Here is a 14,361-nt window from a genome sequence, read left to right as displayed (position 1 = left end):
TAACCCGGAACCTGTTTTACACTGGGCTGACCCGTGCCAAGAAATTAGCGATCGTTGTAGGAGCGTTCACCTCACTGAAATACTTAATAAAATTAAAAAAGTGCAGCGAGAAAGCTTTCAAAAACTTGGTCGTCATGCTAGTGCTGAAGAAGTGGCTGCATCATTAAACATCAGCCCAGATAAGCTTCGAGAATATCTCAGTGCTTCTCGCACAGCCATCTCTTTGAATAAACAAGTCGGAGACGAGAAAGAGACAGAATTGGGCGAAATTTTAGCAGACGTTAGCGCTTCACCAGAAAAACTGCTCACCCAAGAACTTCTATCGCAAGACGTAGCTAAATTCTTAGAACCATTGACACCTATACAGCGTCAAGTGTTGACTTTAAGCTTTGGGCTAGAGAACGATCAGCATTTCAATCTCGCTCAGATTGGCCAACAGCTAAACCTCAGCCGAGAGCGGATTCGTCAAATCCAGGTCAAAGCTATAAGTATTCTCCGCCATCGACAAAACGACATGCAAGAGTATTTATTTGAATGAACCATTATGTAAAAATAAGTTGTACAAATTTCAGTAGACCGAAAAGTTTGGCGTAGCTGACACTAGGGTTAAGATAGGCGGAAAGCATTAGTGTATAAGCTTTTTAGCTATTGTTTTTAAATAAATCATCCAAGTCATGTTTGCTTCTTGTTAAACAAACCTGTAACAAAAGAATAAGGGCTTTAGTTTTGTCATTGGCATACTACAAACCTTGGTTTTAGGTAAAATTGTACTATTTTGCCCCTGGTGTCAGCTACGCTATATCTGCCCCCTCTTGTTTGAGCGAAAAATAAGCTGATGTATTTACTTAGATACATCAGCTTTTAACTTATCCCAAGATTTCAATCACAGCCGCTAGAATAGCTGGTGCTTTGTCTGAAACTGGAATGAATACCCGCTTTTGCCAGTTGATGATCTCGGTGAAGCAACCCACAGCTAAGAGTCGCTCTGCCAGTGAGATAGCATTAACCAGTTCTATGCGAGGTTCATTAGCAACGAAAGACCGCCGCAGCGTAATTCCTCCTGGTAGTTGCTGTGTATATCTCTCGTTCAGTACCAGCTTCACAAGTTCTTCTGGAGAAAGCAGCTGATTTCTTAGTCCAAGTTGTTCGCGCACGGTTTGAATGTCGTGAGCATTCACCACCCGACCAAGAATCTTTTGTCCATCGCTGGTTTGTAGTCGGAATACTCGACTATTCTGCTGTGGTAGTATCTTCCAAATCGGTAGCAATATTCCTGTCATTAAGTGCAGGTAATCGGTTGTGAACTTAGGCAGTGCGTCTATTTCAATAGACCAAGCAGCAGCAAACGCATCAATAGAAACTTGCTGCCAAGTGGAAGATTCCAAGTCTTGGACTGGTACGCGAGTTTCTTTCTGTGGGCGAATCAGCAAAACTCTTGGGACAACTCCACCCTCAGAGTCGAATAGACTGTGAGTTGGAATTGACACAGCAGCATTGCCTGACTTGGAGTTGATCATGAGCATTCCTTGATATTGAGTGGCAAACTCCAACATCTCATCAGCAGTTTTGATGTTGTTTTTCTGGATGCGTTCCACTTTCAAGTAATTGGTGATGCTACCAGTTTGAGCATGAGTATATACAGCTTCCTGGCTCTCAACAGTAAAGTGTTCAGCCCGTAAAGTTTCCACACCCATCTCATAGACACCAGCCGCGATCGCTGTTTCAATCTGCTGACTTAGCAACAATTCAAAACGCTCGAAAATGATGTTTTGCATATCGATGCGTAATGCCAGCAGCCGATTGAGGAATTGCCGCAATGGGGGCAAGTCGATTTTCATCCCGCCTTCATGAGAGGTTAAGCCCAGTCCTGTCATTTGCTCAAAAGTCCCTAGTGGAACTTCATAAAATCGACCCTGATAAATTTGCTTGAACAATTCATACAAGGCGTGTTCCGCATACTGAGATTCTAGGTTATCTTTGGTATCAAAGATGCCATTACCACCAGTTTGTCTCTGCCCTCTGGTGAGTGCGCCGAGACTGTCCAGGCGACGAGCGATGGTCGAGATAAACCTGCGTTCACCGCGCACGTTCGTCGTGACTGGTCTGAACAGGGGTGCTGATGCTTGGTTAGTCCGGTGTGACCTCCCCAACCCCTGAATTGCGTTATCCGCTTTCCAGCCGACTTCTAAAAGATAGTGTGATCGCCGTCTACGGTTGACTGCGTTTAAATCGGCATGATAACTTCTGCCTGTCCCGCCAGCGTCACTGAAGATGAGGATTTGTTTGTCACCCTGCATAAACGCAGTAGTTTCAGCAATATTTGCCCCACTACCACGCGAATCAACGAACAAACGTCCAGATTCATCTTTCAGAACTCGCTTACTGCGACCAGTTACTTCAGCCACTTGCTTGTAACCAAAATGCCACAGCAATTGTTCTAATGCACCAGGAATTGGATCAAGGCTTGCTAACTTATCGACTAACGTATCCCTCAAGGCTACAGCTTCTTGGGAGATAACTGGAGAACCATCAGCGTCAAAGACTGGCTCGGATCTTTCTTCTCCATCAACACCTGAATGGATGGAATGGAGATGAATGGGGAAAGCACTCATCAGGTAATCCATAACGTATTCCCGTGGGGTCAAGTCAAGATTGAGATCCTGCCATTCCGAAGTAGAAACTTCATCAAGTCGTCGCTTAAGCAACTCCTCATTAGTTGATACAATTTGAATAACAACGGCATTTTGAGCAGCTAAATCCTCTTCAATCGCTTTAATTAACTGCGGACATTTCATGCCAGTCAACAGATGGTTGAAGAATCTTTGCTTGTGTGACTCAAACTGCGACTTGGCAGACATCTTAGCAGCACGATTATACGTTTTTGCGCCAGTTATATTGCAAGCTTCTAACGCTTTCTCTAAATTATTATGAATAACCTGGAAAGCATCGGAGTAGCTATTGTAAATCCGTTCCTGCGTGGGCGTTAACTCAATTTCGAGCGTCTGATACTCCACCCCCTCAAACGAGAGACTCCGCGCTAGATACAGTCCCAAAGCCTTGAGATCCCTGGCTACCACTTCCATCGCTGCAATACCACCGCCCTCAATGGATTCCACAAAATCCTCACGGGAGGTGAAAGGGAAATCTCCAGTCTGCCAAAGACCGAGACGATTTGCATAAGATAGGTTAGAAACTTTCGTCGCTCCGGTCGCCGATACGTATACAACCCGTGAAGAGGGTAAGGCATTTTGCAACCTCAGCCCAACAATGCCTTGCTGGGATGCTGCAACCATGCCCAGTTTACCCTCTTGCGCCATTGCGTTACCCATCGCGTGACACTCGTCAAATGTGATCGCACCATCAAAGTCTGCTCCTACCCACTCCACGATTTGCTTGAGCCGACTTTTGCCATTATGAAGTGAGCGCAGAGTTGAGTATGTGCAAAATAGAATGCCTTGGGTAAACGGGATTGGATCGCCAAGCTTGATGTTGCTCAGGTCGATGATGTCGCGCTCAGTACCACCCAGCGCACACCAATCTCTACGTGCGTCTTCAATAAGGGCAGCACTCTTTGATACCCAGATTGCTTTTCTTCGTTCCTGACACCAGTTGTCGAAGATGATTCCGGCACATTGTCTACCCTTACCAGCACCCGTCCCATCGCCAAGAAACCAGCCACGCCGAAATTTTACGACATTTTCTTCACCCTGAGCCGCTACAGTCACATTATCCCATGAATCATCAACAATATAAGACCCAGACAGAAATTCTGAGTGAGCAAGACCAGCGTAAATCACACTTTCAAGTTGTGCTTCAGATAACTTGCCTTGTGAGACAATGTTTTGCGGGAGATGTGGTTTGTAAGTGGGAGCCGGAGGCGATACTAATGCCATTCCCGCACTCTCACAAAGCAGCGAGGGATGAGGTAAAGCATCTTTAATTCGGATTCGTTGTGGGCGATAGGTTTCATATAAAATATCTTTGAGTCCATCCGTAGCAGACCATTCGACGACTTCGTATTCCAGAATAACCACATCTGGAATTGAAGAAAGTGTTTCTGGTTGTGCAACTGTAGTACGTTTTGGCAATTGAACAACTTTTGCGATTGCCGTAGCAGCTTTGACTTCTTCTGAGCGTTCCCACGAAGATCGCTCAGGTAACTGCTCAATCAACGCTAGCAGTTCGGGCAAGTCCAAGGTTTCGGAAATACAGGGGATTTGCCTGTGATTATCAGCCGGGACTTTATCAATTACCGTAATCCGGGTTTCCATCGTCGTCCCGTGTTTCGAGTACACCTTGCCGTTGACCCCAACAGATAGTAGAACTCGCGCAAAATCCTGCCACTTAAGGAAAGTCTCTCGCCAGCTTGGGTTAGCCGGAGAAAACCAGTTGGCTGTGATTGTTACCAGCCGTCCACCGTCAGCCAGTCTTTGCAATGCCGAGTTTATGTGGCGAGGGGTTGCTTGACTGTTGCGACTGTTGATTTTCGGGGACGACGAAAACGGTGGATTCATCAGAACAACCGAAGGCTGAGAAATGCGGGCTAAATAATCGTTGATTTGTTCGGCGTTGACCCCAAATAGTGGAGTGCCGGGAAACAACCGACGCAGAATCTTCGATCTATCGGGTGCAAGCTCGTTGAGCATCAGACTTGCACCCCTAAGTTTAGCCATTTGTGCTAACAAACCAGTCCCGGCACTTGGCTCAAGGATGAGGTCGCTGCTACTGATTTGTCCCGCCAATGCTACCAAGTATGCCAGGGGCAACGGTGTCGAGAATTGCTGAAGCTGTACCGACTCTTCACTGCGCCGTGTTTGCGTTGGGCAAAGGGCTACTAACTTCTCCAATTCCAATAATACTGTTAGCGGCGACTCTAATAAAAGTTTATAACCTTTTTGACGCAGATATAATATTTGCGCCACTTCCACTGCTTCGTAAGCATCTTTCCACTGCCATGCACCAGACGCAGCACTGCCTAGAAAGTATCGATTCATCTGGTAAGAAACAGTTTTCGTAGAGAGAGGGCGATTATCTATTAAAAGTTTTGCAAGCTCTTGGGCAACATTAATAACTGACTGCCCATAATCGATTACTGTTTGCAAATCAAATAAAGAACCTTGAGTGAAAAGTTGCTGTACCATTGGACTATATAATTTTAATTTTCACTCTTGAAAAAGCGAAGCTAATATGTGGGCTTTGTTAGCTATCAAATAGGTACATAACGTTCACTATTTTTCAGGAAATAAGTTAACCTCCGTTGATCAGTCGGAGGCTAAGAATAAAGTATTAGTAAAAGAGGAAGAGAGAAAGGAAATTTTTATCCCTTTCACCTTTTACCTTCTTAGTTTTATGCAGTTTTACGTGGTCTACCTGGCTTGCGCTTGTCTGAAGAATTTACATCAGCCTTTTTAGTTTTCGGTGACTTGTTGGCAGCATTGTTAACTTTATTTAAACGAGTAGTACGTTTTGGTTGTGGTGAAATTTCTTTAAGTGGAGCCAGTAATCTCAATGTAGGGAATGAGAGAATAACTGCTTCGTTACTGGTACGATGAATAACTTCATCCTCTAATGTCCAAGGATCTGGCAATTTTTCAAAAGTCCGAGCTTGTGGTGTGATTACTTCTGATACTGATGGGATTGTAGAAACGGCTATATTTAGATTGCTAACTGAAACCATATTACTAGCATAAGCAGCCGATACAAATAGTCCGCTAATGAACTCGAATATAACGAGAGTAACAAATGCCCAAAAGATAGCTACGATTGCCAGGGTAAGTAGAGATTGCATATCCATGATTATTCCTCAACTAAGTATTTGTAATTTCAATTGATTTACGCAAAGCGTCTTTAAGCCTTGTCCAAATGTGAAGCGGATTTGAACATATCCTCTCTTCAAGAGAGGACTTCACTCTAAATTTAGCGTAGCGTACCTCTGATTTAATTCAACCAAATTCCTTCATTGCTTTAAAGCTTAGTTGTAAAATAAAGCAGGTTTTAGTATTTACCTATTTGAATATTTCAAGTATTATGTTTATAAATATATTTGACAAATATAAATATTGAGTTAAGTCTATGGTTAATATTTAATTTGCTGGCTAATTTTTGAAGTAAAAGATCCTATTCAAGCGAAAAATAAAAGTATTCCTTACAATTAATTGAAAGTATGCCCAGTCCAACTACCGACTTAGTTCGCTCCTACCTCAAAGAAATTGGACGCTACCCTCTGCTAACTCCTGAGCAAGAAATTACAAATGCTAGGGCGTTACAGCAGATGATGGCAATTGAAGAACAGCGCTCAAGCCTCGCACTTCAACTAAACCGACAAGCAACTGCAATAGAATTAGCTACCTCGCTTGGGCAAAGCGAAGCTGAAGTACAGTCAATCATTCAACAAGGTCAAAAAGCTAAAGAGAAAATGGTGACTGCTAACCTACGGCTGGTGGTTTCTGTTGCGAAAAAGTACCAGAATCACAATTTAGATTTTCTCGATTTGCTCCAAGAAGGGGCATTAGGTTTACAAAAGGGAATCGAAAAGTTTGATCCCAACCGAGGCTATAAACTATCGACCTACGTTTATTGGTGGATTAAGCAGTCAATAACACGCGCGATTGGAGAAAAATCTCGCACTATCCGTCTGCCAATCCATATCAACGAGAAATTAAATAAAATCAGGAGAGTACAGCAGCAACTGTCTCAATCTCTGGGTCGGACTCCAGTTGTAGCAGAAATTGCCGAATCCTTAAATGTATTGCCCAATCAAATACGGGAATATCTTCAGGTTTCCCGCGCTCCAGTCTCGCTAGAAATGCGAGTCGGGGATGAGCGTGAAACTGAACTAGCTGATATTTTACCGATGGATGGTATTTCCCTAGATGAGCAAATAGCTCAAGAGTTTTTACACCAAGACTTGAGCAAGTTGCTAGCATTGCTTAATCCAAGGCAACGAGAAGTATTGACTCTACGTTTTGGATTAGAAGATAATCAGGAACTGACTTTGAGTCAAGTTGCAGAACGCCTGAATCTTTGTCGAGAAACAATTCGTAAAACTGAACATCTTGCTTTGAAAATTTTGCGCTCTCATCAAAATAAGATCAAAGACTATCTTCTTAATTAAGATTAGCTAAGGGTTGTTGGACTTTAGTTTCATTTTTATAAATCGAACTCGCTACTCCAAAGGCTGGAAACAACTAGCCACTGCTGTTAAAGATGCCTCCAATTTGCGCTGTCAGGAGTGCGATCGCGTATCCGTCATGAGTCGGTGGCAATCGCCTCTGCTTAATCCCTGGCGAAAAACCATCAGATCATCACTGTTTCAATCAAATGGTGCATGAATATATTGATGCCCAGAAACTATCCTTATAAATAGAACACCGAAGAAAGAACCGATGCCCAGCAAAACAATCGATGTCCGAGAGTACACCGTCAGAGCGCACAAGCGGGAAATTCACACCCGCGTTTTTAACTTTGTATGTAAGCAATGCGAACAACCCACACAACGAGAAACCTTTGGAGTTCGACCTCTATATTGCGAGAAATGCCGTCCGCCACAAGCACCCAAGAAATCAGTAGTCCCTCTCAAGAAGAGAAAACCCAGAGCTATGACTTACAAGAGTGGTAAAGACATAGCCGGATCATTTGTTGTCTCAATGTTTTGAGCGATGTCTACGACGGGCTACGCCTACGCACTTTGTGAGTGAAGCAGTGCGCTCATTCGCCCAACCTAACTCAAACTGATAAAAAGTAACTTTAATGTTTAGGAGTCATTCAGGAGGTGCAAACTGTGCAAAGACCTCGGCCCCTGTCAGGTTCTTAGTTTCATTGGCAAAACAATAATATTTGGGCTTTTCATCAATGAATACCTGATGATCAAAAACAAGACCTTCACAGTTCTCGAATAGTCCAACAGGTATGAAATACTGGTTATTTTGTTTTAATTTATAAAAAAGATGGCTACCACACTGCTTACAGAATCCACGTTCTGCCCACTGTGACGATTGATAAAGCCCAATATTTTCTTCACCAGAGAAGCTAACATCACTTTCACACTCAACTACTAACAAAGGGCCTCCACCCCAGTTGCGACACATACTACAATGACACGCTCCTACCTGATTACTCATACGGGTTGTAGAAAGGTTTACTACTCCACACAGGCAGCTACAGGAGCAATGCTCACATTAGACATATTTTTTTCTCCGCTCCCAAAAATGCGCTTAAATTGCTAACATTCTTTCTTGTTTCATAGTGGAAGTATTGGCACTATTCAGTTTACAGACTAATACAACTAATCTAACCGCTTCATGACGGTGATTAAAATCAACATTGATTTTACATCTCCAATTTAAAAATATGCAGTTTTGCGTTTATCGCGTAGAGTGTAACTCGATAGATGGGCTTCGTACCTCAGCCCATCCCTACCGCGCTTGAGTGCAAACGACATTCTTATCTCGGCTTGCAGGTTGCGGTAAGTTCTACATTGTAGAAAGTCCCTGGTTTAGGATTAATTGAACGCAATTCTTGGATAAAAGCATTAAATCTTGTATTGCTTATGCCGAAGCCAGCTTCAGCACAAGCAGATAAACCTCCTTCGATGGGAATAGATCCGACCTTGGGACTATATACAATGAATTTATCGACGGTGCTAGTGCCGACTGCAAACCCGATAACCTGGCGAACTGTTCGCAAAACGGCATTATCTAAGGAACCACCAATACTGCCAATACTGATATTAACCGCACGACTTTCAGCAAATGCCGGCGCACTAATCGACAATACTGCCCTTGTGACCCAATCTTGGGCTAAAACAAACCTTGCAAGGTGACTTTAAGCGACTCAGAAGATAACGAACACACAATTGTCTTTTTCATGGAAATCCCTCAAAACGTGGGCGCTTAGAGGGATTTTGGGTATTGATATTTGGTATTGGGTTTTTTGACAGCTAGGTTAAATTATCTGCTTTTTTAACGGCTGACTTTAACTCTTCAAAGGTAATACTACCGTCTTCGTCTGAATCATAATTTACTATCAATTCCTGGGGAGTACTGATGTTTGTTTCTGATGAAATGATTGTACTTAAGCCAGGACTTAAAAAAAGATCATTAATGGAGATTTTGCCGTCTTGATCGGTATCTAATTTATTAAAAAGAGATTGAAGCTCTTGCTCGGTTGCCATAAGTTTCTATCTGAATAACCGTTTTTCAACTTAATATCTCATTAATCTCTGATTAATCTCTCAAAATTTAATAAACTTGTTTCAATTGACGTAGAAACGGCTATCGCTGGGGCTTAGATTGGGCGTATCTGCCACCAATTAAGCAAATTTGTCAGGGCTTGCGTCTTCAAACTCCAGCATTACACTCAACCGCTCATCACTCCTTAGCGTACTGAGTAATTCTTTAGCTGATTCTACACCGTACTCCACCCGCTCAATCGCCAGTCGAGCATAATATTTAACCCGCTCCCACCAAGAATCACTGAGTTCTGTATCTGTGTCCAAACCCCCCAATTATTACTTCCATCTTCATGTTTTGGAGGTGTGGTAGACTTATTTAGATATTTGCTCTCTTCAAAATGGCTAGTCTTCCACATCCAATTCAGTATCAAGGTAGTAAGAGAAACCTTGCTGCAAATATTCTCGGGTTTGTGCCTAGTAGAGTAGGACGGCTGGTAGAACCATTTGCAGGAACCGCAGCAATCAGTGTTGCTGCCTCTTTTAAAGGTATTACTCAAGAATTTTGGATCAATGATTTGAATAAACCTCTGGTTAAACTACTAGAGTTAATTATAGAGAAACCAAGTGAGATAGCAGATCAATATACAAAGATATGGAATGACCAGCATGAGGATTCCATATCTCACTATTTGCAAGTTAGAGAAGAGTTCAATAGAACGAATGAGCCAAAACTGTTTTTGTATTTACTAGCTCGATGTGTAAAAGGCGCTGTTCGATATAACTCTAATGGACTCTTCAATCAAAGCCCTGATAGAAGACGAAAGGGAACTCAACCTGAAAAGATGAGAAAAAATATAGAGGGAGTTTCCAAGCTTTTAAAGGAAAAATGTAAATTTACACACTTGGACTTTAGAGATGTTTTAGCTGAAGTTCAAGGTCATGACTTTGTTTACATAGATCCACCCTATCAAGGTGTATCAGGGGACAGGGATTCAAGATATGTTTCTGGGATCGATTTTAATGATTTTGTTTTGGCTCTTGAAGAATTGAATCAAAGAGCAATAGCATTTGCAGTTAGTTATGATGGCAAACGAGGTAATAAAACATTTGGCAATAATCTACCTGAAGAATTAGGACTTAAGAGAATTGAGATTGAAGTTGGGCGCTCCTCTCAATCAACATTATTAGGAAGAGAAGAAGTGACTGTGGAATCTTTATATTTGTCGCCCAGTTTACTTAAAGAACCTGTTTTAAATATGGAAAGCTATATTTGCAGAGTACCCAAACAGCTTGCTATTTGGCAATGATATGGATAGCCCTCAAAATCTACCTGATGATTTTATAAAGCTTTGTCAATCAGTGACTGCTAAAAGACCAAAAGCTGTAATTGACCATATTCTGCAATATGGCTTCATAAGTACAGAAGAACTAAAGGAAAGATACGGATACAATCATCCTCCGAGAGCAGCACGAGATGTTCGAGAACATGGAATTCCTTTAGAAACCTTTCGCGTAACGGGTAGCGATGGGAGAAAAATAGCAGCTTACAAATTTGGAAATTTTGACAAGGCAAGGTTTTCTCGGTTATCTGGTAGAACAGGCTTATCGAAGCAGATAAAAAACGAGTTAATTACGAGATATGGTTGTAAGTGCTTTATTTATCTAGAAGAGGTTGATGAGCGCGAACTACAGATTGATCATCGTGTTCCCTTTGAAGTTGATGGAGAACCAGGGTTAAAGCCTGATAACTTTATGTTACTTTGTGGCTCTGCTAATCGAGCTAAATCTTGGTCATGCGAGCATTGTCAAAATTGGGGCAGCATAAAGGATAAGTCTATTTGCTTATCATGTTATTGGGCATATCCAGAAAGCTACACACATATTGCGATGCGACAAGTCAGAAGGATAGACCTCATCTGGCAAGGAGAAAATGTTGAGATTTACGAAAGATTAAAACAGCTTGCTACTAGTTTGAACAAAGAAATCCCTGAATTGATCAAGGAAATCATTGAACGAGAAATTAGACGAAACAGTGACAGCTAAGGCTTACTTGGAGCTAACCGTATAATTGAAAATGTTACACCGCTACGAACCAATCGCACACCACCGACTTACACCCGCTCCCAAAGTTAACCCAAACCTGCCACTGCCCCAGATACCCATTCCAGTAAGGCTCACCATCAGCAACACCAACAGCCGAGCCAATTGTGGAGATTAACTCAGTGTAGAAGGAACCAGCGCAATCCATGCCTTGCCGCATTTTCAGCTTCAGCCCCTTCCAGCCTTGGGTAACAGGACTTTCCACTGGCGTGAGTGTTTGAGGAATATCCTGGGATTGGGTGTCAATGACTGGTGTAGTTGTACTTATATTATTCATGACTGACACCGACTCACTAAGAAACAGTTCATCCCGATTTAACCACTGCCCAAAAATTGAATCACGCTCATCATTAGGGGCAACAAACCGATAAACGCACTCCCGATTTTCACGCTTACCCAACCGACCGACATAATCCAACTTCAAATCAATTTTGGCAAGTAACTTCTGAGCGATCGCCACTGGGGTCAGTTTTTCAGAAATAGAAACATTCAAGTAATTCTTGATAACGTGCCGATGCGTTACAGCCAGGGCTTTAAACTCCACCATCTTCTCATCAGACCCCCGTAACTGAACGTCTGGTGTAAGAAACTGCAAGAGATTCAGATTTTCGAGTAACAAAACACCAGGTAATAGCTGCCCCTTGTTAAAATCTGGTTTCCAAACCGAATTCTCCCCAGCTTCTAATTGTGCTTTTGCTCTTTTAGCATCACGATTCGTCAGAAATTCCCGCCCCAGCGTCAAATAATAGTGCATCCGCAGTTGAGGATACCAGCCGTCGTCATCTTTCTCGACAAGCTCAGGGGTTACGTCAATTTCGTAGCGGCGAGACAATTCCGCCTTACGCTGCTGATGTCGTTCGGTTTTCGTTTTCGCCCTTGTGTCTTGCAGCTTCTTGAATTCGGCATCAGAGATGGTTGGAGAATCCGCGATCGCTTCACACTCAGCAGCATACAATTCAACAGACGCGGCTTTAACCGACTCGATTACTGCCCCGCTCTCATCATCGTCGGCATCCGAGGCATCAATAATGGTGTACCCATCTTCGACCAAACCCGCAAGCACAGACTCTCGATAACGCCGCATCTCTACGTTTATAACAGAACCACGCTTGCCCCAGGTTTGCAATGACTCTGGCTGAAAGTTCTGATCAACAAAGCTGTAGTCGTCATTATCCGCCGCCGACAACAGTGCGATGTTAGCCCTTGTTGCGACATGCTGACTTCTGAGCAATCCTCCTATGGATGTGGAACCATTGCCCACAACCGACATCCCCCACTCTCTGATCCAGATATGACGGTCAACTGTCTCCCTAACCCTTGCCAACATCTGACGCACGGAGTTAACCGACTACACTCCCTGAAAAATCCCCCAAACACCATCAAAATGTCCTCGAATATCGATGCTGACCCCCGTTTCTAAACTTGGAGAGGCGATTACCAAATCATACTGGGTCAGAATCTCGTTGAGATGAGCGATACAGCCAAACGCCGCATGAGAAGGGTCAGCAACAGATTCACTGTCAATTCGCAGGATTCGCAGGTGAGGGAATTTGCGGCGAAAACGTTCTTCAAGTGCTTGGGTTCCCCATTTAGACTTAGCCTTTTGAGCAGAGCAGCATAATAAATGATGCCCCCCTTTAGAAATCGCCTTGTCCAATGCTGCAATCAAATTCTTCGGGTTACTGCCAGAATAGTTGTAACAGTTGCCAGCTACGTGGCGATAATTGTTGACGATTACAAACGGGTTAACCCGATATTCCCCAGCGAGTGATAAAACATACTTCACATCAGTATCTGACACATCGGCGCTTGAGAGATAAATCTTCCCCTGACTACTGCCCAAAACATTCTGTACCAGTTGTTTGAGGTTTTTGAGAACAGATACCCGACGCTTCTGCACTTCAGTACCAGAGTTAAGTAAATGCCAGAACACCTGGTCACATTCATCAATAATTATGACATCATTCGCCCAATCATTAGGGTTGAATCGCGCCTGACTTTCCTGATGCAGTGAATCAACACACACCCCATATCCTAATAATGTGCCTGTTTCATTCGTATGGACTTCGGTAACATAATTAACACCAAACCGATTACACAGTGCCTCACCCAGTTGAATACGATGGGTGATAATTAATACCCGTCTTCCTTGGTCATGAGCTTTCGCCACCTCAGTTGCTAGCCATTCAGTTTTACCAGTGCCTTTGGGAGCTTTGAGGATGATGAGTTTTTCGCCTTCGGGGACGAGAAGCTGTCCGAGGAATCTTTGGTTGAGTGCGATAGACGGCGGGTAAGTCAGCAAAGTAAACAGCTTGATTTCCCACAACTCTAAAGCAACGGCAGTGTTGTAGAGTGCGTCAAAAGCTTCCCGCCCTTTGGCAACGATAAAATCATCAACCCCTTTAGAAGCTCCTAACGGTAAATCAATCACCCGCAGGGAACAGCCTTCATTTACCAGCAGCCGTCCCATGCGACTGATAGCGGTTCTGACTCGTTGAACTGTCTCAGGTTTATTGTCCTGGTCAAAGCAGATATTAACCTGTCTCCCCTGTGTTGCGAAATGTTTCAAGTCGGGAATCAGGTATGGTTTGCCATTAGCTGTACCGTACTCATCCTGGGGAGTGCGGTATCCAGCGTTAACACCGGGGATAGCGATCGCAGCATAACCAGCAGTCAATAACGCCCCCGCTTTTTTGACACCTTCTACAATTGTAACTGGCACATTATGCCTCCAAACCCAGCGCCAGAAACCGCCAGAATGCTGCAAGTTCTCTTCGGTGATAGGAATGCCGCTACGTAGGGAAACTTTCACCCAAATGCGATTTGGTACTATGAGGAAGAAAGCGCGTGTCTCTTCTCTGAATGGGTGTTCGTACTTGATGAATTTGTGAATCTTTTGGCGGTCACGTCGGGGATGGTCGGGTTTGAAGCAGCCCCACATCATTAGCGCGTATTCGTTGAGGGGGTCAACGCCACTGCACCACCAGCCGCCTAGTTCGATGTGCTGGTATTTTTTCAAGTCCCTGTCTCTGAGCCGAATGGCACTAAGAAAAGCTATAAACCGTGCTGCATAAGCATTACAAGTATTA

13 protein-coding genes are annotated in these 14,361 nt (G+C 43.4%); 5 read left to right on the top strand and 8 right to left on the bottom strand.

The features are described 5' to 3' along the window. The coding region (locus ACFFAP_RS26700) for a sigma-70 domain-containing protein (protein WP_375514063.1) at positions 1 to 538 on the top strand (538 nt) is incomplete at its 5' end. 328 nt (positions 539 to 866) lie between these two features. Here the strand turns inward: ACFFAP_RS26700 and ACFFAP_RS26695 are convergent. Then, complete coding sequence (locus ACFFAP_RS26695; RefSeq protein WP_375514062.1) at positions 867 to 5,141, bottom strand: strawberry notch-like NTP hydrolase domain-containing protein; 4,275 nt, start codon at positions 5,139 to 5,141, stop codon at positions 867 to 869. Between the two features lie 206 nt (positions 5,142 to 5,347). Beyond that, positions 5,348 to 5,794 (bottom strand): hypothetical protein, encoded by a 447-nt coding sequence (locus ACFFAP_RS26690; RefSeq protein ID WP_375514061.1) that lies wholly within the window; start codon positions 5,792 to 5,794, stop codon positions 5,348 to 5,350. Between the two features lie 369 nt (positions 5,795 to 6,163). On the opposite strand from ACFFAP_RS26690, the gene ACFFAP_RS26685 reads away from it, so the two are divergent. Beyond that, positions 6,164 to 7,114 (top strand): RpoD/SigA family RNA polymerase sigma factor, encoded by a 951-nt coding sequence (locus tag ACFFAP_RS26685; protein ID WP_375514060.1) that lies wholly within the window; start codon positions 6,164 to 6,166, stop codon positions 7,112 to 7,114. Between the two features lie 271 nt (positions 7,115 to 7,385). Beyond that, on the top strand, positions 7,386 to 7,655 hold the full coding sequence (locus ACFFAP_RS26680; protein WP_375514059.1) for a hypothetical protein: 270 nt from the start codon (positions 7,386 to 7,388) through the stop codon (positions 7,653 to 7,655). A 105-nt stretch (positions 7,656 to 7,760) separates the two neighbouring features. Here the strand turns inward: ACFFAP_RS26680 and ACFFAP_RS26675 are convergent, their stop codons facing one another. The 4 genes from ACFFAP_RS26675 to ACFFAP_RS26660 all read right to left on the bottom strand — a co-directional run bounded on the left by ACFFAP_RS26675 (position 7,761) and on the right by ACFFAP_RS26660 (position 9,505). Beyond that, the gene (locus ACFFAP_RS26675) at positions 7,761 to 8,060 is read right to left on the bottom strand and encodes a GFA family protein (protein ID WP_375514058.1); all 300 of its coding nucleotides are present in this window, start codon (positions 8,058 to 8,060) and stop codon (positions 7,761 to 7,763) included. 382 nt (positions 8,061 to 8,442) lie between these two features. Further along, complete coding sequence (locus ACFFAP_RS26670; RefSeq protein ID WP_375514057.1) at positions 8,443 to 8,772, bottom strand: hypothetical protein; 330 nt, start codon at positions 8,770 to 8,772, stop codon at positions 8,443 to 8,445. Positions 8,773 to 8,938: 166 nt separating this feature from the next. Beyond that, a complete protein-coding gene (locus ACFFAP_RS26665) occupies positions 8,939 to 9,172 on the bottom strand; it encodes an EF-hand domain-containing protein (RefSeq protein WP_375514056.1) in 234 nt (77 codons plus the stop codon). Positions 9,173 to 9,310: 138 nt separating this feature from the next. Then, positions 9,311 to 9,505 (bottom strand): hypothetical protein, encoded by a 195-nt coding sequence (locus ACFFAP_RS26660; protein ID WP_375514055.1) that lies wholly within the window; start codon positions 9,503 to 9,505, stop codon positions 9,311 to 9,313. 65 nt (positions 9,506 to 9,570) lie between these two features. Between ACFFAP_RS26660 and ACFFAP_RS26655 the strand changes: the two genes are divergently transcribed. Further along, entirely contained in the window at positions 9,571 to 10,479 is a 909-nt protein-coding gene (locus tag ACFFAP_RS26655) for a Dam family site-specific DNA-(adenine-N6)-methyltransferase (RefSeq protein ID WP_375514054.1), read from the top strand. A 1-nt stretch (position 10,480) separates the two neighbouring features. Next, complete coding sequence (locus ACFFAP_RS26650; RefSeq protein WP_375514053.1) at positions 10,481 to 11,215, top strand: HNH endonuclease; 735 nt, start codon at positions 10,481 to 10,483, stop codon at positions 11,213 to 11,215. Positions 11,216 to 11,249: 34 nt separating this feature from the next. Here the strand turns inward: ACFFAP_RS26650 and ACFFAP_RS26645 are convergent, their stop codons facing one another. Then, positions 11,250 to 12,542 carry a hypothetical protein gene (locus ACFFAP_RS26645; RefSeq protein ID WP_375514052.1) on the bottom strand — a complete coding sequence of 431 codons (1,293 nt, stop codon included), beginning with the start codon at positions 12,540 to 12,542 and terminating at the stop codon, positions 11,250 to 11,252. A gap of 78 nt (positions 12,543 to 12,620) precedes the next feature. After that, positions 12,621 to 14,361 (bottom strand): plasmid replication protein, CyRepA1 family (locus ACFFAP_RS26640; RefSeq protein WP_375514051.1); only part of this gene is annotated, 1,741 nt, incomplete at its 5' end.

Source organism: uncultured Nostoc sp. (genome assembly GCF_964245575.1).
Lineage (GTDB): Bacteria > Cyanobacteriota > Cyanobacteriia > Cyanobacteriales > Nostocaceae > Nostoc.
The sequence above is the reverse complement of the archived record's forward strand: the minus strand, read 5'-3'. Positions and strand labels throughout refer to the sequence as shown.

Coding starts and splice junctions, on each gene's coding strand:
- ACFFAP_RS26695 (WP_375514062.1), bottom strand. CDS start 5,141: ATGGTACAGCAACTTTTCACTCAAGGTTCTTTATTTGATTTGCAAACA.
- ACFFAP_RS26690 (WP_375514061.1), bottom strand. CDS start 5,794: ATGGATATGCAATCTCTACTTACCCTGGCAATCGTAGCTATCTTTTGG.
- ACFFAP_RS26685 (WP_375514060.1), top strand. CDS start 6,164: ATGCCCAGTCCAACTACCGACTTAGTTCGCTCCTACCTCAAAGAAATT.
- ACFFAP_RS26680 (WP_375514059.1), top strand. CDS start 7,386: ATGCCCAGCAAAACAATCGATGTCCGAGAGTACACCGTCAGAGCGCAC.
- ACFFAP_RS26665 (WP_375514056.1), bottom strand. CDS start 9,172: ATGGCAACCGAGCAAGAGCTTCAATCTCTTTTTAATAAATTAGATACC.
- ACFFAP_RS26655 (WP_375514054.1), top strand. CDS start 9,571: ATGGCTAGTCTTCCACATCCAATTCAGTATCAAGGTAGTAAGAGAAAC.
- ACFFAP_RS26650 (WP_375514053.1), top strand. CDS start 10,481: ATGGATAGCCCTCAAAATCTACCTGATGATTTTATAAAGCTTTGTCAA.
- ACFFAP_RS26645 (WP_375514052.1), bottom strand. CDS start 12,542: ATGTCGGTTGTGGGCAATGGTTCCACATCCATAGGAGGATTGCTCAGA.